Annotated in this window: 15 protein-coding genes and 1 riboswitch; of the genes, 7 read left to right on the top strand and 8 right to left on the bottom strand. The window is 49.2% G+C overall.

Annotated features, from left to right (window positions below):
- Window positions 1-13 precede the first annotated feature (13 nt).
- From EJL91_RS19355 to EJL91_RS19345, 3 genes are read left to right on the top strand one after another with little or no spacing between them, the layout of a single operon-like run.
- Complete coding sequence (locus tag EJL91_RS19355; RefSeq protein WP_125143594.1) at window positions 14-3,505, top strand: hypothetical protein; 3,492 nt, start codon at window positions 14-16, stop codon at window positions 3,503-3,505.
- Window positions 3,492-4,748, top strand: coding sequence for a hypothetical protein (locus tag EJL91_RS19350; protein WP_125143593.1), 1,257 nt, complete (start codon window positions 3,492-3,494; stop codon window positions 4,746-4,748). The genes EJL91_RS19355 and EJL91_RS19350 overlap by 14 nt, the downstream gene beginning before the upstream one ends.
- The gene (locus tag EJL91_RS19345) at window positions 4,735-5,757 is read left to right on the top strand and encodes a hypothetical protein (RefSeq protein WP_125143592.1); all 1,023 of its coding nucleotides are present in this window, start codon (window positions 4,735-4,737) and stop codon (window positions 5,755-5,757) included. Before EJL91_RS19350 ends, EJL91_RS19345 begins: the two co-directional genes overlap by 14 nt.
- Window positions 5,758-6,027: 270 nt before the next feature.
- Here the strand turns inward: EJL91_RS19345 and EJL91_RS19340 are convergent, their stop codons facing one another.
- The 3 genes from EJL91_RS19340 to gltS all read right to left on the bottom strand — a co-directional run bounded on the left by EJL91_RS19340 (window position 6,028) and on the right by gltS (window position 9,170).
- Window positions 6,028-6,879, bottom strand: coding sequence for a bifunctional 5,10-methylenetetrahydrofolate dehydrogenase/5,10-methenyltetrahydrofolate cyclohydrolase (locus tag EJL91_RS19340; RefSeq protein ID WP_125143591.1), 852 nt, complete (start codon window positions 6,877-6,879; stop codon window positions 6,028-6,030).
- A 53-nt stretch (window positions 6,880-6,932) separates the two neighbouring features.
- Window positions 6,933-7,751, bottom strand: coding sequence for a glutamate racemase (gene murI / locus EJL91_RS19335; RefSeq protein ID WP_125143590.1), 819 nt, complete (start codon window positions 7,749-7,751; stop codon window positions 6,933-6,935).
- 219 nt (window positions 7,752-7,970) lie between these two features.
- A complete protein-coding gene (gene gltS, locus EJL91_RS19330) occupies window positions 7,971-9,170 on the bottom strand; it encodes a sodium/glutamate symporter (RefSeq protein WP_125143589.1) in 1,200 nt (399 codons plus the stop codon).
- Between the two features lie 487 nt (window positions 9,171-9,657).
- Here gltS and EJL91_RS19325 point away from each other — a divergent pair, with 487 nt between their 5' ends.
- The 3 genes from EJL91_RS19325 to gdhA all read left to right on the top strand — a co-directional run bounded on the left by EJL91_RS19325 (window position 9,658) and on the right by gdhA (window position 12,905).
- Window positions 9,658-9,996, top strand: a complete 339-nt coding sequence (locus tag EJL91_RS19325; protein ID WP_125143588.1) for a DUF3870 domain-containing protein — start codon at window positions 9,658-9,660, stop codon at window positions 9,994-9,996.
- Window positions 9,997-10,185: 189 nt separating this feature from the next.
- Window positions 10,186-11,514: a serine hydroxymethyltransferase gene (locus tag EJL91_RS19320; RefSeq protein WP_125143587.1), complete on the top strand. Its 1,329-nt coding sequence runs from the start codon at window positions 10,186-10,188 to the stop codon at window positions 11,512-11,514.
- A gap of 38 nt (window positions 11,515-11,552) precedes the next feature.
- Window positions 11,553-12,905 (top strand): NADP-specific glutamate dehydrogenase, encoded by a 1,353-nt coding sequence (gene gdhA / locus EJL91_RS19315; RefSeq protein WP_125143586.1) that lies wholly within the window; start codon window positions 11,553-11,555, stop codon window positions 12,903-12,905.
- A gap of 195 nt (window positions 12,906-13,100) precedes the next feature.
- Here gdhA and EJL91_RS19310 read toward each other — a convergent pair whose 3' ends face one another.
- The 3 genes from EJL91_RS19310 to EJL91_RS19300 all read right to left on the bottom strand — a co-directional run bounded on the left by EJL91_RS19310 (window position 13,101) and on the right by EJL91_RS19300 (window position 16,907).
- On the bottom strand, window positions 13,101-14,435 hold the full coding sequence (locus EJL91_RS19310) for an acetyl-CoA hydrolase/transferase family protein (RefSeq protein WP_125143585.1): 1,335 nt from the start codon (window positions 14,433-14,435) through the stop codon (window positions 13,101-13,103).
- A gap of 46 nt (window positions 14,436-14,481) precedes the next feature.
- Window positions 14,482-15,711 carry an MFS transporter gene (locus EJL91_RS19305; RefSeq protein ID WP_125143584.1) on the bottom strand — a complete coding sequence of 410 codons (1,230 nt, stop codon included), beginning with the start codon at window positions 15,709-15,711 and terminating at the stop codon, window positions 14,482-14,484.
- A gap of 320 nt (window positions 15,712-16,031) precedes the next feature.
- Window positions 16,032-16,907, bottom strand: a complete 876-nt coding sequence (locus EJL91_RS19300) for a LysR family transcriptional regulator (RefSeq protein ID WP_125143583.1) — start codon at window positions 16,905-16,907, stop codon at window positions 16,032-16,034.
- Between the two features lie 288 nt (window positions 16,908-17,195).
- Between EJL91_RS19300 and EJL91_RS19295 the strand changes: the two genes are divergently transcribed.
- Entirely contained in the window at window positions 17,196-17,519 is a 324-nt protein-coding gene (locus EJL91_RS19295) for a DUF3870 domain-containing protein (protein WP_125143582.1), read from the top strand.
- 90 nt (window positions 17,520-17,609) lie between these two features.
- Here the strand turns inward: EJL91_RS19295 and EJL91_RS19290 are convergent, their stop codons facing one another.
- Together EJL91_RS19290 and EJL91_RS19285 are read right to left on the bottom strand one after the other, a co-directional pair.
- The gene (locus tag EJL91_RS19290) at window positions 17,610-18,965 is read right to left on the bottom strand and encodes an alanine/glycine:cation symporter family protein (RefSeq protein WP_125143581.1); all 1,356 of its coding nucleotides are present in this window, start codon (window positions 18,963-18,965) and stop codon (window positions 17,610-17,612) included.
- Between the two features lie 126 nt (window positions 18,966-19,091).
- A riboswitch (glycine riboswitch) is annotated at window positions 19,092-19,198 on the bottom strand.
- A gap of 234 nt (window positions 19,199-19,432) precedes the next feature.
- The gene (locus tag EJL91_RS19285) at window positions 19,433-20,305 is read right to left on the bottom strand and encodes a hypothetical protein (RefSeq protein WP_125143580.1); all 873 of its coding nucleotides are present in this window, start codon (window positions 20,303-20,305) and stop codon (window positions 19,433-19,435) included.
- Window positions 20,306-20,312: the final 7 nt, after the last annotated feature.

Here is a 20,312-nt window from a genome sequence, read left to right as displayed (position 1 = left end):
AAGGATGGAATCTATGAAACAGGAAGCTTCTCTTTTTATCCCCATTAAGGTTCGGGCAGCATTGGTGGGAAAGATGCCGGAAAAAAGCATATATTCGGATTTTTCCTATACCTTCGCCCGCCTGGGCGATCCTACAGCCGTCATCGAAAAGCCCCTGTTTTCCGAAGACCGCGGACGGGCTCCGGGAGTCTATCTCCACTGGAGCCTGCCCGACTGCTTCACCCAGGGCATTCAGGATGATAACACGAAAGAAATCTCATACCGGCTGGCTCCGAATCGCTGGGCTGTAATCCGCATGTGGAATTTTTACGACTCCAAACCGGCTGATTTGTTAGTACATGGACGGGCATTTCTGGTGGAGAGCGATGTGTTAAGCAAAAATGCCTCCGGCCCGTCCTCTCATAGCCCGTCCTGGCCCTTTCAGGAGGATCCAAAACGGCCGTTCCGTTTTTTAGGACGCTCCTTTTCCATGGAAGAATCCCCTGATGAGGGAGACGGGCATATCCGTCTTACAGCCATTTCACCGGTCTCTCCCTTCTTTGCCGCCTATGCTCCCGGCTGCGGCAACGTATTCAGTTTTTACGACGATCTGGCCGCGGAACAGCTGTCCCATGTGGATCTCTGCTATCTGATCTGCGGATGGTATCAGGAGGATGGGGAGGAAGAGCCCTTTAAGAGCATCAAAGACTGGGAACAGCTTTGGCGGGACTTTGGCCTCACCGGAAGCAGCCCTGATTTCCCATGCCGTACTCTGTGTCACGGACTATTGGACCAGATCCGCTGGGAAACAAAGGATACCCTATACCACAGCGGAATTCCTGATGATCCGGAACCGGGGGAAATCGCAGAGCTTCCTGTCATTGCCGCCGGAAATAATTCCGCCGAAGCCCTGGCCGCCCTCATGAACGGAAACCGAAGCTGGGAGGAGGAGCGGCTTACCACCATCCTTTTACATAATCTGGAACAGGATCTGGACCGGAGGCAGGGGCTTTTAAAGGCTGAGGAGGAACTGCATCACACCAAATTCGGAGTGGAACATACTCTGGGCGTCACCGGGATGAGAAAACCGCCTGCGGACGAGGGAGAAGAACCGCCGAGACCTCCCTCCCGGGAAATTCTCCACAGCCTGTCCTTACTCCGCCAACGGCAGCGCCGGGCGCGTCAGAACTATGCCGCCCTGCTTCAAAAGCAGAGGACTATCTACGAAAATTGGTATCTGCATCTTTACGCAGATGAGCCCTATGCTTCCATGTACTCCCGGGCCACCGCGCTTTCTATTCAGGAAACGGCTCTTGGCTTGAATTCCCTTACAAATGAGATGGAGGAGATCAAGCTGGAGCTTGGCCGGCTGGAAGCGGAATGCGGGTATGAGCTTTTTGAAGAGAAAGACGAGCCCTTTTATGTTCCTACAGAACCATCCCTTGTGATCTCGGAAAAGGTTCCTTTCGGCACCCGTTTGAAGGGCCCGGAGGAATCCCCTCTCTTCTGCCGGACCAGCGGGCAGGAGGTGACCGTGCTGCAGCTGTCTCATACGGCGGGGATCACCGTCAGTCTTCCAGGAAGCAGTCTTGTCCCATGTCTGTCCCTTTCCAGTCTGGTTCCGGAAGAGCTCCGGGGCGAAATCCTCTCTCTTGTCTCAGAGGCAGTTTTATTATCCTCCGGCTTCTCCGGGCTTTTGGCCGGGCTGGCCTTTCAAAAGGCAGAAAAGTCCCCCTCGGAAGAAGACCTTCTTTTCCTCCGCTCCATGATCGAGTCTGCCCAGAACTGCGGCCTGCAAAGCTCTCCTATTTTTACAGGCTCCCTCCCGGACCCGGTGTCTTTAAACAGATACCATGCGGGATGGTATCCTCTGATTTTGGAATGGCAGGCCAATTACTATCCGGATTTGAAGCTGCTGAACCCAAAGCCTGATTTCAGCCGGTGGAACCTGGTAGACGGAGATTATCTTTACAGCTGCACAGAAACGCCGGACCCGGTCATCACTCCGGAGAACGCCTATCCGGTGCAGGGACGGCTTTTCATCTCCGATCATGCCCAAATGCAGCTCACGGCTCTTTTTAACCGCCGTTTCCAAAATAACGGCATGCTACGGATGAAGCTCCTGGATGCACTCCGCGGCGAAAGCCGCTTATCCCAGGCTCTGGACGGCTTTAACAGCTTTTTAATGATGCGGGAGCATGTCCTTCCCCCTGCTCTCCTGCTTAATAACCAGTCGGAACAGGGGTTTCTGGACGTCCTTACCACCCTGGACAGCTCCGTCATAGGAGACAGACCTGTTTTTGACATGCTGTTTTCCCCCATCCGGGCGGGCTTTCTCTCCCTGTCCCGCCTCCGGATTATCGACGCCCTGGGGCGCTTCCAGGATATTGACTATCCTGATCTCTACGCCGCGGAAAGTCTGATGGCTCCAAAAGCTGTAAATCCGGTCCACCACCTGATGCTTCCTCCCAGGCTCCTTCAGCCCTCCAGGCTGGCCGCCTGGTTTTTAAAGGCTGGAGAGCAGGCGCCCTTAGAGGCGTCTTTTATGGAACTTGATTCTCCCGTCTGCGGGTTTGTTCTGCCCAATCTTTTGGACCACAGCCTGGTGGTCTACCACCCGGACGGCCGCTCTGCCGGAAGCCTGAACCTGGTGGAAACCGGCGCCGGCATCCGCTGGGAGAGCCCGCCGGGGGCTCCCCATTCCACCAGACTGCCGGAGGACCTGGATCAGGACATGTACGATTTTCTGGAAGGGCTAAGAGCTGCGGGGCCGAAATCACTCCAAAATCTGGTGGAATACATCAACCGCCTACAGTCCTTTACCCAGTCCGGCAGCCACTCCCCCTCCAAAATTGAGTTTGTGGGAAAGCCCGTGGCGGTGGCGCGGCTTTCGGTTCAGCTGGAGCTATTTGGAGAGCCGGAGTCCTACCGCCACTATATGGGCGGGGATGATCCCGACCGGACCAGCCAAACCAACGTGTGTGCCGCTGGCTTTTCCATGCTCGTAGGAAATCTAAAGAACCCGGCAGACGGCACTGTGGGATATTTTGAGGATGGCGACTACCGGCATTTTCATATCTGCCCGGAGTTTACCGCATTCGGTGCAGACCCCTACCTGATTCCGGGGAGCCAGGTTTTTCTCTATCCGGATCCCAAGCTGCCCCCTAAGATTCTGACTCTGCTCTTTGACCCATGGGCAGACATAAGCCTGATCACCGGGATCCTTCCGGTCCGCACCATGTCCATTTCCAAAGACCTGACGGCCCTGGCGCTCCAAAGCATCGAGGTAACCTGCTTCTGCTCCCCAATCCTCACAGGAAGCCGGCAGATTTCCGTGCCGGTACCTCATTCAGATTCCCTGAACTTTTACTGGGAGGCGAAAAACAGGACCGGAGATTGGCGCACGGAGCTGATTCTCTGTGAAGACGGACAAGAACATGATACGGACGATATGATTTATGCAGCCGACGGATACCTTCGTATCTGCGGGAAAGAAAGAGAGGAGGAAACAGATGCAGATTCCTAATGCTGCCCCGCGGCTTTTGTTCCGCTTTCAGGAGGAAACACTGGCAGTCAGCCCTCCCGCCAGTCTGGAGGTCATGCGCCATCAGGCCATGCTGCACGTTTCCATTATTAATATTTCTGCTGAAGATTTTATTTTATCTGAGGAGACGGGATTTTCCATGGAACTCAGCCTGTCCATCGGGGAGGGAGGAGGCAGCCTGTTCACCCCACGTGACCAAAATGGCTGGGGGATCATCCTCTGCCCGGACGGATTTACCTCCACCATGTGGAATTATCCCCCTCTGAAAAAGAGCCGGATTTCCTGCACCATCTTTCCCAAAAGCGGAAAAACCGTTACGCTGAAACCGGGGCTTTCTCTGACTTTTACTTGGGACCGGATCGTCTCCACCGCACCGGAGGGCTACGCCACTCTCCAGTCTGCCATTTTGGGGCTTAATGACGCCGGGGAAAATGAAAAGCTGATCCTATCCGATTCCATATTTAAGAAACAGGCCGAGACCCGGATCCGCCAGTTATCCGCCTCGCCCAGCACAGGGGCGCCCGGACAGGAAATCACTCTTAGCTGGTCCATAGAGAATGCGGACAGCGGCCTTCTATTGCCGGGGGGATACGATATCCTGGGACCAAAGCCCCAGAGCAGTTCCAGCCGGAACGTGATTCTGGACGAAAGGATCGACCGGTTTTACCTGAATCTGGTGGGAAACGGCAGCGGTGTTTTTCAAGATGTGAACGTATTTTTGATGCCCCCAAGGATCGTGGAGTTTTATCTGGATCATAAGAAAAATATATGCTGGGGTGTCCATTTTTCCTCCAATGTCCAGCTGATCCAAAAACCGGGAGCAAAAAGTGGCAGCCCTGTCTCCTTCCAGGCAAACTCTTCCGGAACTCTGCCTCTGAAGGAAGGCACAGAAGAAATACTTTTGCGCTGTGAGGGCCTTTACCGTCTGGAGCGGAAGCTGGTGGTTCCGCCGGTACCGGAATTTCAGTATCTGTATGGGGAATTCCTGACTTATCCGAACCATCAAACCGTCAGGCTCTGCTGGAAGACGGCCGGACTTGCATCCCTTTCCGTCTATGCCTGGGATACAGACAGCTACGTCCTCTCTTCCGAAAAAGAAGGATGCTGGGAACAGGCCTACCCTGCCGGGCTTTATCTGACCTATGGCTTTTGCTATGAGACAGCCGGAGGTGAAAAAAACATACTCTATATCAGAAATGAGGTGACAAGTCATGAGATGGGATAGGAATGACGGCATGGAGCTGTTTCTGGACATCAGCCCCGACACGGTTTCCTCCAGCCGGAGCGAGCCCTGCGAAGCAAAAAACAGCCTGGTATTTCAACTGCACAATACCTCAGGGCAGGAGCTTTCCCTCCAGAATGAGGAAATGCGGACCAATTATAATTTTCTTCCTCTGGAACAGGCAGAGCCCATAGCCGGACTGACCATGGTTTATCTGGTGTTCCCTCTTGGAAGCGGGGACGGCTGCCTGACCACGGCAGAGCGGTTTAAAAAGATCCGCCTTTCCTGCCCGGATTCTTTTGCCGTAAAGGCTGTGGATGACCATACTCTGGTATTTTTTCCGGTCCGCACCCTGAGCTTTTCCACTTACGACATCGCGGAATTTATGATTCAGGATCTGGTGACAGAACTTCCTTCCGGCAATTCGTCCGTATGCCGCGCGGTCCTGTTTTCTTCCTCCGGAAAAATGGCTTTAAACAGCAGCCCCATACATATTGTCCGCCATCCCCTTCAGATCCCCATATTTAAAGTGGCTCCGGGCTTTGGCTGCGCGTCCTTTGGAGACAGAATACGGTTCCAGTACCGGGTCATGGGCGCCGACTCCTGTGTATTCACCCCCGGGGATGAGGAGATGGAAAAAAACGGGCGTCTGATGGCCGATGGAACTTACGAATCCGTCCTGTACCGGAAAACCGGTTTTACTCTTGTGGCGGCCCGGGGAGAGGCGAAAATTTCCCGGGTTTTCGAACTGACTCCTCTCACCGCAAAAATCAAAAATTTTTCCGCTGCGGTTTCGCCCGCTGGAAAGGACGGAGGCAACCGGACTGTGACCCTTACCTTTACGGTTGAAAATACCCGCCATGTTTTCTTAAGCCGGGCCGGCCGTATTGAGGTGGAAAGCGGGGTGGAACAAACCGTTGTTCTGGACTGTGACAGAGAGGGCGCCTCTTATACCCTGTCTGTGGAAAATGCAGACGGGCTGGTATCGGAAAGCCGGGTTGCCTGTTCATAAGACAATGGGGGCAAAGACATTTAGGAGGCATTGCAGGGCGGCCCGGGAAAACAGTTCGTAGGAGGCTGGCAGATCAGGAAAATCAGGCCGAGCAAACCAAAAGTCATTGTAACCGGAGCGTCTTCCTATTCGCTAAAAATATGGTTCTCTACGATACACTTCCGCCCAGTCTTTAAAGCGGTCTGAGAATCGGTTCCCCTATCATGACCACAAGGGGCGCCAAGGGCGGCTGCGATTTTGAACCAAACGGAAAAAGCGGCCGATTTTCTTTTAAACCCGTGCCGCTTCTGCCGCCTCTATCGTATGCATTGCCAGCACGGAAGTTGTCACGGAGCCGACGCCTCTCGGCACGGGAGTAATTGCGTCCACGATTTTGGAGACCCCGTCAAAATCGACGTCACCACACAGTTTTCCTTCTTTGTTTACGTTAATGCCTACATCTATAACGGTCTGCCCCGGCTTCACCATATCCCTTGTGACAAGCCCCGCGTGGCCTACGGCGGATACGATGATATCGGCGTTGTCACAATAACGTTTGACGTCCCGTGTTTTAATATGGCAGAGGGAAACCGTGGCCTCTCTGGTCAGAAACATCAGGCCAAGCGGTCTGCCCACAACAAGGCTTGCCCCTATTACAACCACGTTTTTCCCTTCCAGGCCATAACCGTAATGTTCCAGGATTCTCATGCAGGCGTCTGCCGTACAGGGGGTATACCCGGTCCTCGTCCCGGTAAAAACACCCGACAGGGAACCATTCGTAATTCCGTCCACATCCTTGTCCGGATCCAGCTTCGAACGTATCAGCGCATCGTCGAATCCTTCGGGAAACGGCCTGAATATCAGGCAGCCATGGATAGAACCATCCCGGTTCACTGTTTCTATTGTTCTGAGCACCTCTTCCTGCGAGGCCTCTCCGCCCAGATGGAACAGTTCCACCTCAATCCCGATTTTCGCACACTTCTTTGCTGCGCTCTGTTCGTATTTGACGTCACTGACCCTCTCCCCTACCCGCACTATCGCTAACTTTGGCACTACGCCCCTGCTTTTCAGATTTTCCGCCCTCATTATGAGTTCTTCCGTCAATCTGGCAGCCACTTCCTTACCATCCAATATTTCAGCCATGGATTTACCTCCTGTTTTAAAATTGTAATTATTCAGTTCCTTCTAAACAAAACTTAGAATCTTTCTATATTGATTTCCGATGCATACGGCTGGATATTCTTCTGTAAAAACATATTTGCCACGGTACCGAATTTTCCAACGTCACCGCTGCAGAAATACTTATCGTTTCCCTTGACAAGAGGAGCCGCTTTCTGGTTGTTTTCCGAGAGTTCCTCCAGCACTGCTTTGACGGATTCCCCTCCGGAATCAATCAGGATTACGTCACTGCCCATATAGTTTCGGACGGCTTCCTGGATCAGCGGGTAATGGGTACAGCCGAGTATTACTACATCGACCATCTGCTCCTTCAGCCCCCTGCAGTATTCTTCCACCACCGGGATCAGCTTCGGATCGTCCGGACTTATATGGCCGCTTTCGATTAAGGGGACAAACTTCGGGCATTTCTGTTCAAATACCTTAACTCCCGGCAGCACATCTTCGAGTTTCTGTTTGTAAATTCCGCTTTCCACCGTTGCCTGTGTTGCAATCACGCCGATTTTTTTATTTCTCGTCGCTTCTGCGGCTGCACTTGCCGCCGATTCCACTACGCCGATAATCGGAATATCCTGATTGGCCGCCCTGAGCGAATCAATACAGTTTGCCGTTATGGTATTGCATGCTATCAGAATCGTTTTCAAATTAAAGATACGAAGGAAGTTCACATCCTGCATCGAAAGGCAGGTTATCTCATTTCTGCTTCTGTTCCCATAAGGAACGCGTGCAGTGTCCCCAAAATAAATAATACTCTCATTGGGCGCCGCCTTAAGCATTGCTTTTACGGCCGACAGCCCTCCCACTCCTGAATCAAAAATACCAACCGGACGATTATCCATAATTCTGACCTCCTTAAAAATAATGGAACATGAACTTTGTGAGCCAATCACCGCCAGCCGACGGTGAAATTCACTCAATTTAAAAGGGTAGAAATCAAAAATATGATTTCTACCCTTTTAAATCAGCATAGCACGAGTCATCGGCTACAAAAATAAAAGGTGTACTGATATAAGCGTACTTCATTAAACGTATTGCAGCAAAATGTGTCGTGACATTCGCTACAGAAAATTCATAAATGCCGTAATCAGCAGTGAATTAATTATATCGGTAAAAAATCCTCCGCAGACCGGAATGATAAGATAGGCTTTTGCGGACGGACCGTATACCTGTGTCAGGGAATCCATATTGGCCATCGCATTCGGCGTGGCTCCCATTCCAAAACCGCAGTGTCCTGCCGACAGAACGGCCGCGTCGTAGTCCCTGCCGCAGAGATTAAAGGTAATAAAATAAACAAATAATCCGGTCAGCACAGTTTGAACCAAAAGAATCACGATCATCGGCATCGCCAAATCGGCAAGCTGGTACAGCTTCATTCCCATCATGGCAAGTGCAAGAAAGAAATTAAGCGAAATGGAACCGATTGTACTGATCTCCTGGACCGGGATTTTTACATCTCTTCTGTCACAGACATTTCTGATAATAATGCCAACCAACATGGCGCCCACATAGGAGGCCAGTGTAATATGCGCCAGTTCAAACAGCATACTGATCAGAGTTCCGATTCCCGTAGCGGTAAATAGCAGTGCAAGTCCAAGTGTCCCTTTCCCAACATCAAGTTTCTCAGTAACATCGGTATTTTTCTTTAATTCATCCATAGCCTCCTGCGCAACATCGGAGGAACCGCGGCTTTTCAGGTTAAGCTTCCTGATTCTCCGGCTTGCCAGCGGATTTCCGATCACATTGCCTGCAATCAGACCGTAGGTTGCCGCCGCTACGGCCACCGTCAGCGCATTCTCAACCCCCATATTCTCCAGCAGCGGACCGAATGCGGAAGACGTTCCATGGCCGCCCGTCAGCGGAAGGGAACCAAGGGCCAGCCCCATAAGAGGATTCAGCCCAAATGCTTTACAAAGCACCGCTCCGCATACATTCTGGATAGTGATTAAAGCTGCAACCGCCGCCATAAAGATTACCAGAGTTTTTCCTCCCTTTTTCAGCATGCTGAAACCGGCGGTAAAACCAACGCTTGTAAAGAACAGGTTCATAAATACACTCTGAAGCGTCGTATCAACCGTAAGATTTAAAATTCCGAATTCATAGAAAACCAGGCTTAATACTGCAAAAATAATTCCGCCGATTACAGGACTCGGAATACAATACCTCTGAAAAAACCTGACTCTTGTTTTTAAAAAGCTTCCAAGGTAAAACACTGCAACCGCCAATGCCATTGACTGATAAAGATTTAAAGATAATTCCATATCTTTGTCCCCTCCCCTTCTCATTTCACTTAAGTTATATTGTAATATTCTTATATACAAAAAGGCCCAAAAGAACTGCATGCATCTTAAGATGTATGCTATTCTTTTGAGCCTTAAAAACGTTCATATAGGGAGAGCATCCATTGCATCCATATACGTGTATATAAGGTTTCAATTGTCTGAAGCTAATGTTCTGCGCAGAAGCATTTACTTTGAGATTAGTAAAGCATAGTTTTCAAAAGATGGCAATAGAAATATTAAACAAAGTTATTACTTAATTTTTAGTTGTTTTTATGATTGACTATTTTTTCAAGATCATTTATTCTGATGTCAGTCGAATATATTGGTTTTGGGATATCCTCTCAGAACTAAAATAAATTAGGCGAAAGAACTATTAATATGGAGTAGTTCTCTCGTCTTTTTGTTATTGGTAATGAAAAGTCCGCGAAGCGTGCTTTCCGTCGTTTGAAAGAAATGGAGAACTGGTATGGTCAAAATTTTTCCGGAAGATTCAGTATTTATCACAGGCGTTGCCAAGGTATCAAAAGAAGATGCCATCAACGCCATGTACGGCGCATTTTCCCTCAGTATGGTAATTGATATTCATACGAACACGATTATCAATGCCAGCGCCAACATGGTTATGGAGGACACCAATCTCTTTTTAAGAGAAATTCTCGTTGGGAAAAACATTGTCACCGACATCGCCCTCATCAGCGAAATCATCAAAAAAAGATTCCTGGCGCTGGCCCAAAAGGCGGTCCTTGTCGCTCTGAGGGACGCGCAGAACCGTTATCTGATGGCGTATCCGGAAGCTAAGCTTTAGTGTTTTAACATTCATTATACGATCTTTTTTAAAGATTATTCGGTCACCCCCGATTAATCATCTTAGGGAAGAACAAACCCGGCATTGCAACCAATGTCTGTTTGTTCTTCCTTTTTTATTTCACAGGAGTAGAATTGCCGGCAGGCGTTCGAAATAAACCATAAATTATCTATGAAAGGGGATTTTCTCATGTCCAACTCAACAAAACAGGATGCTGTCAAATTACTCGATGTCTTTGACCCTGAAATGTCCGGCCTTCTTCACCGCGAAGAAAAGCGCCAATTTGAAACAATCGGTCTTATTGCTTCAGAAAACGTTGTTTCCCCACTTGCTTCCGCCCTGGAAGGTTCCGCATTCACAAACAAAAACACCGAAGGGTACCCGGGAAAACGGTTTGTAGGCGGCTGCCAGCTGGCAGACCAGGCCGAGCTTCTTGCTATTGAACGTGTCAAAAAAGTCTTTGGCGCGGAACACGCCAATATCCAGTCGGGCAACGCTACCATTGCCAACATGGCGGTTCTCACCGGTTTATTAAAGAAAGGTGACACCTTCCTTGCCCTTGAACTCGACAATGGAGGCCATTTAAGCCACGGAGCCAAATTCCACTACAGCGGCCGGGAATTTAACGCCCTTCATTACGGCGTAAATAAAGAGACCGAGCGCATTGATATGGATCAGATTCGGCAGATGGCCCTTGAAAACAAACCAAAACTCATTGTAACCGGTGCGTCTTCCTATCCGCGCACCATCGAATACAAAGCGTTCCGGGAAATCTGCGATGAAGTAGGAGCCTATTTCTGGGTAGACTGTGCCCACGACTGCGGCCTGATTGCCGGCGGCGCCATTCCCAGCCCGGTTCCCTACGCCGATGTTGTCACCATGTCCACCCAAAAAACACTCAGGGGGCCCCGCGGATGCGGCGTTATCCTTTGCCGCAAAGAACTGGGCCAGAAAATCGACCGCGGTGTATTCCCAAGACTTCAGGGCGGCCCAAAGGGCGACATGCTAGCCGCACGCGGAGTCCTCTTCCAGGAACTGCTTCAGCCCGAATTTAAAGAATATGCAAAACAGGTCTGCCTGAATGCAAAAGCACTGGCAAGTGGCTGTAAAGACGAGGGAATGCGGCTGATTACCGGGGGTACGGATACACACATGGTCATGCTGGATGTGACTCCCGTCATTGCCAACGGGCAGGAGGCGGAGACTCTTCTCTGCAGTCTCGGCATTATCACAAATAAGAATATGATTCCCTACGACACACTTCCGCCCAGTCTTGGAAGCGGTCTGAGAATCGGTTCCCCAACCATGACCACAAGAGGCGCCAAAGAAGAGGAAATGTACAATATCGGCCGTATGCTGGGCAGGGGGCTTAAGAACAAGGACAATCCGGCCGTACTCGATGAAATCAGGCAGGAGGTTTATAAAATCGCCACTTCCCATCCGATGTTCTCCAGTGAGTGGGTTTCACCGGTTATCCGGGAAGAATTCGAAAAAATGTACTGCCATCAGGCCTACTGATTTTTCCGAAAACAATCAATTTTAGAGGAGGTATTTCCATGAATGCATATATAGAAAAAGTTCTGAATGAGGTAAGAGTAAAAAATGCGAATGAGCCGGAGTTTGTCCAGACGGTGGAAGAAGTTCTCACTTCTTTAAGTCCTGTGATTGACGCACATCCTGAATATGAAGATAACGCGCTCCTGGAAAGGATGGTCATTCCGGAAAGAATCATCGAATTCCGGGTTCCCTGGGAGGATGACAACGGAAAAATCCATGTAAACACGGGATACAGAGTACAGTTTAATGGGGCGATCGGGCCATATAAAGGCGGACTTCGTTTTTCACCGGAAGTCAATCTTTCGGTTGTGAAGTTTCTCGGATTTGAGCAGACGTTCAAGGACAGCCTGACAACGCTTCCGATGGGCGGCGCCAAGGGCGGCTGCGATTTTGATCCCAACGGAAAAAGCGACCGGGAAGTTATGCGGTTCTGCCAGGCCTTTATGACTGAATTATACCGCCATATCGGACCTGACGTGGACGTTCCCGCCGGAGACCTCGGCGTCGGAGCCCGCGAAGTCGGATACCTGTACGGCCAGTACCGTAAAATTGTCGGAGGATTTAAGAACGGCGTCCTTACCGGAAAAGGCAGATCCTTCGGCGGCTCCCTCATCCGTCCGGAAGCTACCGGTTACGGTTCTGTTTATTATGTGGAAGCGGTTATGAAGCATGAGAACGACACGCTGGCCGGAAAGACCGTTGCCCTGGCCGGATTCGGCAACGTGGCATGGGGCGCCGCCAGGAAGCTGGCCGAATTAGGCGCCAAAGCGGTTACTCTCTCCGGACCGGACGGATATATCTATGATCCGGACGGGATTGTGACCGATGAGAAAATCAGTTACATGCTGGAAATGAGGGCGTCCGGACGCAACAAAGTTCAGGATTATGCGGATAAATTCAGTGTGCAGTTCTACCCCGGTGAGAAGCCCTGGGGACAGAAAGTCGACATTATCATGCCCTGCGCTACCCAGAATGATATTGATCTGGAACAGGCGAAAAAAATTGTTTCAAACGGTGTTAAGTACTACATTGAAGTCGCCAATATGCCCACTACGAATGAGGCCCTTAAATTCCTGATGGAACAACCGGGCATGGTGGTCGCTCCTTCCAAGGCCGTCAATGCCGGCGGCGTGCTCGTCTCCGGACTTGAGATGAGCCAGAACAGTGAAAGGCTTTCGTGGACTGCCGAAGAAGTTGACTCAAAACTGCATCAGATCATGATCGAAATTCATGACGGCTCGGCTGACGCCGCGAAGCGGTACGGCCTCGGCTATAATCTGGTGGCAGGCGCCAACATCGTCGGCTTCCAGAAAGTCGCGGATGCAATGATGGCTCAGGGTATCGCATGGTAACTTTTATTGTTACGATTCACAGCCTTTTTTCGAAATCTTCTGATTCTGCATACCTCATATAATTGACAAAGCGCCCGGTATCTGCTGCAAAACAGGTATCGGGCGTTTTTATTACTCGTGTTTATTACTATCTCTACTCATCTGATGCATCATACAATTCACAGTATCGTATCACCGCCACTTAAAATCCGGCTGTTACCATATTCCATATTCTCTCGCTTTATCCCTCAGCCCGTCACGGAAATCAGGGTGGGCAATGTTGATTAACGCCTCCGCCCTCTCCGCTACATTTCTTCCGCGCAGCCAAGCGATTCCATACTCGGTCACAACATAATCCGTATCGTTTCTGGATGTGGTGACGACGGCTCCCTCGTGCAGAAAGGGCACGATCTTGGAGTGCAGAGTTTCACCGCCGTTCTCATCCTTTGTCCTGTATGTGGAATGCATTGCAATAATGGACTTGCCTCCCTTGGACATCTGGGAGCCCTGCACCGTCTCAGACTGGCCGCCGGTGCCCGACCACTGATCATAACCCACTGTCTCGGAGGCGCACTGGCCGGTGAGATCCACCTCCAGAGTCGCATTGACTGAAACGAATTTATTGTTGCGTCCGATTGTGTATGGATCATTCGTAAAAGTACATGACTTAAACAGGACGGCAGGGTTATTGTCAATATAATCATAGAGACGCTTGCTTCCCATTGTAAAGGAGCAGACCGAATATCCGTCTAAAAGACCTTTGCAGGAATTATCCACCGCTCCGCACTCGATCAGGTCGACCATAGTCTCCGTGAACATTTCGGTATGAATTCCAAGATGCTTTTTGCTTTTCAGTTCAGCGGCAACGGCATTGGGAATATTACCGATTCCAAGCTGAATTGTGGAACCGTCCTCCACCAGGGAAGCCACATATTTTCCTATCTTTGCATCCACTTCCGTATACGGCGCAAGCTTGCTCACCGGAATAGGACGGTCAGATTCCACAAGGGCGTCCGCCTCGGAAACATGGACCTGCGTATCCCCGAAGGTGCGCGGGAAATTAGGGTTCACTTCCAGAATCGTCAGCGCTCCGCTGTTGATTAAATCCCGCTCATAGATTGCACTTACCGAAAGCGACATATATCCGTGGCTGTCCATCGGAGAAACGGTTGCCAGGACTACCGGGCGGCGTTTCTCATATTCCAGTCGGCTCAGCACTTTACGCAGAACCGAGGTAGAACTTTGGGGGATGGCGCTGACCAGTTTCTTTTTATGTGCATCACGCAGTCCTGGGCTGAAAAACCATCCGTTATGTGACATCACTCCCTGCATTTCCGAATCCTTAAATGCATCATAATACTGTAATGGAAGACAGGTATTGATTGTGGTATTTTTAACTCCCGTCTCTTTCAGGTGCTGAAGATGGGACAGGATTGCCGCCGGCTCTCCCGCAGCCTGTGCGGAAAACATATAGTCTCCGTCTTTTATCAGTTCAAGGGCCTCTTCGGCTGTCATCACTTTTTCACGGTAGATCTCTTCGAATGATTTCATATTTACTCTCCTCTTCTATTAATAATATCCGCTGTGGGCGGTAACTTTAACTGCATTTAAGTTTTGCATCGGATGTTTCCTTTGCGCCGTCCTTTCCTGTTTCCGGCAGAAGGAAGGAGCCCAGGAAAAATGTGACGCTCATAATCAGGGCAAAGTTTAATCCCATTCCGTAACCAAACCGGTCGATAATGAAACCGATGATAAAATAGGCGGCGGTCTCAATAATGTAAGACAGGGCCCAGAAAAGTCCCATAATCGTTGTCAGTTTGGCCGGTGTCATTCCCGGAAGTTCCTGTGGAATCATCATCAGGGAGCTGACCGGCAGGAACATGAACAGTCCGATGAGAAGTGCCGCCACTGCCGACAAGGCTCCGCTGTCCGTCCTGAACATCAGGACGCCGAAAAGTGTCATTGCAAGGCCGGAGATGCGAATCACCGGAAGGCGTTTAAAATACACTCTTCCCATTGCAATGGCAAGCAGGGAACCGATGATCCCCCCCACCGCCACGAGCGTACTCAGGGCCTTGCTGCTGATTGCCGTTGTTCCGGAAATCGGGAAGATATTCAGCATTACGATATAAAAAGTAAGCAGACCGGAATAGGTAAACGGCAGAATCCAGTTGATTTTTTCTTTCAGGGCCTGGCCGATCGTATACGGCGCCTGTTTTGTCCCGGTCCCCTGGTTCAGTTCAAAATCCTGGCCGATAACCGGCCATAAAACCCAGAGAAGGGCGCTGACTACTGCAAAAAATCCCATGCTGTACTGCCAGGTTTTGAGCCAGGCAATAACCGGCCCTACAATTAACATGGCAACAATGCCGCCGAAATTGTACGCCGCGCCGTTCAGCGCATTGACTGTGAGACGTTTCTTCGACTCAAAATAATGAATCACCACAGGGCTGAAGTATACCACATACAATGCTCCTCCGAATCCCATGATGAAACGGCCGAGAATGAACAGCCAGTACTGCGGGGCGAATATTGCCAGGGTACTTCCCAGTACAATCAGCCCGGAACCAAGGCCGATGGCCTTTTTCGGGTACAGTCTGCTTAAAATACCCGCCGCCATAAAATTTCCGATAATCTTTGCCAGCGTAATCGCATTTGAAATAAAGGTCGCTGACGCAAAGGTTTTCAGGTTAAAATGTTCCATAATCTGCGGTGTCAGCGTACTCCCCGCAATCCAGTTTACTGCAAAAAACGCATAAGTGAAAAACATTACGAACTCAATTATAACAGCCCTCGAAGAAGATACTTTAGTTTGTTGATTCCCCATAATTCACAATTCCTTTCCTTTTAAGTGAAACTCATTTACGTAACTTTTTTCAGATTGAATCCCTCTTATCAATAAATTCCAGCGCTGTTTTTTGTTGTTATCACTCTTGTCCGCATGGCCATTGCGGCTTTGTGGTTTGATTATAGCATGATGTTTTTCAAATGGAAAATAGCCTTTTTTAATGGGCTATGAATTCAATTCATACCCCAAAGCAGGAAACGGTATGCGCTGTGTCCCCATACCCGGGCAGCAAAAAAGCAGAGCATATGGAACTGTCATTTGGATCATGACACTGCCATGTACTCTGCTTTTCTCCCTCATCAGGTTCCAAAACACAAATCCAGAAAGCACTGCATTGGTACCGTGATGAATTTGTCCTTGCGGTAAATTAATGAAAGGGTCCAGGGAAACTCGGGATCTTTTAAATGAACCTGATGTACCCGCGTATTGTTAAACTTGTCTACCAGCGGTTTCGGTAATATGCAGATACCCTGGTTATCGGCAACCATCTCAAACAGCAGCTCCCACTGGTAACTCTCAAACGTGACATCCGGCTGGAATCCTGCCTCCCGGCACTTTTCCATTACAACGTCATGAAACATGTAATCCGGTGTTACAAGAAGGAACTTTTCACCACGGAGGGCCGAAAATGAAACACTGCGCTTTGCCGCAAGCGGATGCTTCCGTGAAACCAGCAGAACCGCTTCTGAGGTGTAGCTGGGCCGTTTGTAAAATTTATCGTCGGAAAACGGTTCTATCACAATCCCCATGTCAAGTTTTCCCGCTGCTACCAGCTCATGTACTGCCTTGGACGTGATCTCCTCTATTTTAAGGTCAATTCCCGGGTAGGTTTCCCGGAATTTGTATAGAATTGAAAAGAAATAGATAGCTCCGGCGGTAGGCGGAATTCCCAGTTTCAACGTTCCATTTGCACTGTGCAGACGCTGAAACAGTTCCTGCGTCTGGGTATGATAAAAATCCAGTATCCTGACTGCATATTCTAAAAAAACATCTCCCTGTGCCGTCAACTGGAACTCCTTGGCTCCCCGGTTGATAAGTTCCATCTGGAACTCTTCTTCCAAAGCCCGTATTGCCTTACTAAGCGTCGACTGGCTTACAAAGAGTTTCTCTGCGGCTTTGGTAAAACTGCCCTGGCGGACAATTTCCACGTAATAATTCAGCTGATTCAGCGTCATAACTTCCTGCCTCCCCCATTCCCCAACTTTAACAACGTCATTTTAACACATCATTCCATTTCCCGCCAGATCAATTCCGCACCTCCTTTTTCTATAATAGAAGAGATAGAGGTGGGCAAAACCGCATATTGGCGGCAATCTTCCCCTGCTTCAGAAGAACAATCCAAATTCCGCTTCTTTTTCTATGGAAAAAATGTTGTGGTATTGATATAATCTCATGGTGAGAAAAGAATTGAAACCATATAAAGACGGTACGATTGAAAAAAGACCGGAAGGAGAATTAAAATCATGTATAATAATGATACTCTGCTGATAGTAGGCCAGGCCAAACCAAGCCGTGAGGATGCCATTTATACCCTCCACGGAGAATTTTACATCAGCCTCGTAGTTGAAAAAGATTCGGGAAAAATCCTGGACGTCGAATGCAATACCATCCTTGCCGTCACAAGGAATTTTGTAGCATCCATGTTTATCGGCAAAAGCATCAAAACAGATCTGGAGGAGTTGGAACGGACGATTAAAGAACGTTACTTTGCCCTGACCCAAAAACCGCTAATCGCCTGTATGAAAGACGCCCATAACCGGTTCATGATGGTGACGGAAAAGCAATAAACCGGGGTATCAAACCTAAAATAGAGCTATGAAACAGCCGTGGATAACGGCAGAATTTTCTGCTGCTTTCCACGGCTGTATTATAATTTTTTATTTCAGCTTCTGTCCTGCCTTTATAACAACTCCGCTGAGCGCCAGCAGCGCCATAATATTCGGAATTACCATAAGACCGTTAAAGAAGTCTGCCAGTGACCATACAAGTTCCAGTTTCAGTGTCGAACCGATTATAATACAAATAACAACAATCACCGAATATACCTTGGCGGCATTGTTGCCGAACAGGTACTTGGCATTAATAAGACCAAAGAAATGCCAGCCCAGAATCGTTGAGAATGCAAAGAACAGCAGGCAGACTGCCACGAATATGATACCGAATGTACCAAATCCCTCCATAAATGCAGCCTGTGTCAGAGCCGTGCCGTCCTTACCGGAACTCATTGCGCCTGTTGTAAGCACGGAAAATACGGTCAGGTTCAAGATAATGAAGGTATCAACAAACACACTGATCATAGCACAAAGTCCCTGCTGATGAGGTGTTTCCGCTTTTGCTCTTGCATGGGCATGAGGTGTGGAACCCATACCGGCCTCGTTGGAGAATAATCCTCTTGCCACACCGAAACGGATCGCTTCTTTTACTGCGATACCTGCGCCAGCACCGAGCACTGCCTTAGGATCAAAAGCTCCCACAAAAATCACTCTGAATGCTTCCGGAATCTGTGAAAAGTTCATTGCAATCAGGATAACGCTTCCCACAATATAAACACCTGCCATAATCGGAACAATCTTTTCAACTACCGCTGCCAGTCTCTGTGTTCCTCCAAGGAAAATAAATGCTGCGAATGCTGCAACCACGATACCTACGGCTACCGGAGGAATGTTCAGGTTAAATACGTGGAACACTTCCACGAACGCAGCCCCGATAGAGTTGGACTGAACCATATTGCCCATAAATCCCAGAGCCAGAATGATAAAAATTGCGAATAAAGTGGCAAGCACCTTTCCGAACGTTCCCTTGAAGGCCGCCTTGATATAGTAAACTGGCCCTCCTGTCACCTCTCCGTTTACTTCTGTTTTATAGGTCTGCGCAAGCACGGCCTCTGCATAAATGGTAGCCATTCCGAAGAAAGCGCTGACCCACATCCAGAAAATCGCTCCCGGGCCGCCGCCGATCAGGGCTGTTGCCGCACCTGCCAGGTTTCCGGTACCAACCTGCGCTGCGATCGCCGTTGCGATAGACTGGAACGGACTCATCTCACCCTTTTCATGCTTTTCTCCATTCAGCCTGATGTGGCCGAATACCTGCCTGCATCCCTCACCGAATTTCCTAACCTGAATAAATTTCAGCCTGATTGTGTAGTACACACCCGTACCGCATAACAATACGATCAGGAGAAAACTCCAGAGAAAATCGTTACCTTTTGTTACCAATGCTAATAATGCGTCCATTTTTGTTATCCTCCTCTATGTTTTTAATTGCGCTGCCGTTTTGCGGCAATAAAATAAGAGCTGATAAATACCAGCTCTCCAAAGAGTAGAACATTTGCATACAACGGGACTTATCCCATTGCTTTTTATGTATGCCCTGTCCTTTTGCCTGAGAGATCAACAGATACCATGGACTTGAATCTGTCTTACACCTTCGGCGCTCCTCAAAATGGAGACTCTCCAGAGTACCCTACCGCTTCTGTAGACGGAAGCTCCCGTTGCCTGCCCAGATGCAGGACGGAACTGATAGGATATATATTTGTGCTTTACATGGTATCACAGATCTCTTGTATGTTCAATCACTTTTTTTATTTTATTTATATAATTTTAATAATTGCACTTATTACCCTCTCTTATTACTGTCTGCACAAAATCGCATGGAGCTGTTGCCGGCCATAATTATTCAGGCATTACAGGCCCGACCGGCTTTACCGTGCCGTTCCGTCTTCACCCAGGTAATATTCCCTGCCGTTACGCGGTATCAAACGGTCTGTAACCATATACCCGCAGGAATCAAAATAATACCATTCTTCATCCAGAAAAAGCCAGCTCTCCTGCGGAAAAATTCCGTCCTTCTGCCAGTAACGCCAGCCGGTTTCATCCTGCTCCCAGCCGGGAAATTTTATTTTCACCTCCTCATACTCCTTCCGGTATTTTTCAGCCTCGCTCTCATCTACCGAATACCACTCCGATTCAACCGGAATTCCCTTCTTATCATTAACAGAGAGGGGATAAACCTTATAGTGATAAATGCCTTTTTCTCTCATGAGCGGTGAAAAATTATAACTGTTTCCCTGCGTTCTGTGGGTATACCCCACCCGCTTTGAATTTCTGAAAAGCATTACTGCGTAAGCGCAGGCATTATCCGCCTTTTTCCATACAGCCGATCCATTCCTGAAACCGGCTCCGCCGATCTCACCGATGACATCGTCGAGCCCCTCTGCCTTAATCGTCAGTTCCAGCGCCTCTTTTCCGCCTTTCCTGACGGCCCTGCTGCAAGAGGCTTTAATTCCCGTAAGTCTGATATCTTTCTGCTCCATCCTTCCAAAGCCTTTGCCGTCCTCTGCCGCCAGTTCCACTTCGTAGACATGATCCTGCCTCTCTTCAAAGCCAACGATTTCATACTCATCGCTGTCTGTCAAAAAATCCACCTCCGGTTTTCCTGCCTCATCAAAGGTCTCCGCCACCAGTTTTATCTTCACTTTTTTAATCTCTGCCGCCATGGCGGGGATACTCCCCGCCATAACAAACAGACCGGCCGCTGTTGCAAATACAATCTTTTTTCCAATGACCTCTTTCATACTGTCT

Source organism: Clostridium transplantifaecale, assembly GCF_900626075.1.
Lineage (GTDB): Bacteria > Bacillota > Clostridia > Lachnospirales > Lachnospiraceae > Otoolea > Otoolea transplantifaecalis.
This window is presented reverse-complemented; position numbering and strand designations above follow the sequence as displayed.

Excerpts from the sequence above, each read along its gene's own strand:
- EJL91_RS19290 (WP_125143581.1), bottom strand. The coding sequence starts at position 18,965 with ATGGACGCATTATTAGCATTGGTAACAAAAGGTAACGATTTTCTCTGG.
- EJL91_RS19285 (WP_125143580.1), bottom strand. The coding sequence starts at position 20,305 with ATGAAAGAGGTCATTGGAAAAAAGATTGTATTTGCAACAGCGGCCGGT.
- EJL91_RS19305 (WP_125143584.1), bottom strand. The coding sequence starts at position 15,711 with ATGGGGAATCAACAAACTAAAGTATCTTCTTCGAGGGCTGTTATAATT.
- EJL91_RS19340 (WP_125143591.1), bottom strand. The coding sequence starts at position 6,879 with ATGGCTGAAATATTGGATGGTAAGGAAGTGGCTGCCAGATTGACGGAA.
- EJL91_RS19310 (WP_125143585.1), bottom strand. The coding sequence starts at position 14,435 with ATGAAATCATTCGAAGAGATCTACCGTGAAAAAGTGATGACAGCCGAA.
- EJL91_RS19300 (WP_125143583.1), bottom strand. The coding sequence starts at position 16,907 with ATGACGCTGAATCAGCTGAATTATTACGTGGAAATTGTCCGCCAGGGC.
- gdhA (WP_125143586.1), top strand. The coding sequence starts at position 11,553 with ATGAATGCATATATAGAAAAAGTTCTGAATGAGGTAAGAGTAAAAAAT.
- EJL91_RS19345 (WP_125143592.1), top strand. The coding sequence starts at position 4,735 with ATGAGATGGGATAGGAATGACGGCATGGAGCTGTTTCTGGACATCAGC.
- EJL91_RS19350 (WP_125143593.1), top strand. The coding sequence starts at position 3,492 with ATGCAGATTCCTAATGCTGCCCCGCGGCTTTTGTTCCGCTTTCAGGAG.
- gltS (WP_125143589.1), bottom strand. The coding sequence starts at position 9,170 with ATGGAATTATCTTTAAATCTTTATCAGTCAATGGCATTGGCGGTTGCA.
- murI (WP_125143590.1), bottom strand. The coding sequence starts at position 7,751 with ATGGATAATCGTCCGGTTGGTATTTTTGATTCAGGAGTGGGAGGGCTG.
- EJL91_RS19325 (WP_125143588.1), top strand. The coding sequence starts at position 9,658 with ATGGTCAAAATTTTTCCGGAAGATTCAGTATTTATCACAGGCGTTGCC.
- EJL91_RS19320 (WP_125143587.1), top strand. The coding sequence starts at position 10,186 with ATGTCCAACTCAACAAAACAGGATGCTGTCAAATTACTCGATGTCTTT.
- EJL91_RS19295 (WP_125143582.1), top strand. The coding sequence starts at position 17,196 with ATGTATAATAATGATACTCTGCTGATAGTAGGCCAGGCCAAACCAAGC.
- EJL91_RS19355 (WP_125143594.1), top strand. The coding sequence starts at position 14 with ATGAAACAGGAAGCTTCTCTTTTTATCCCCATTAAGGTTCGGGCAGCA.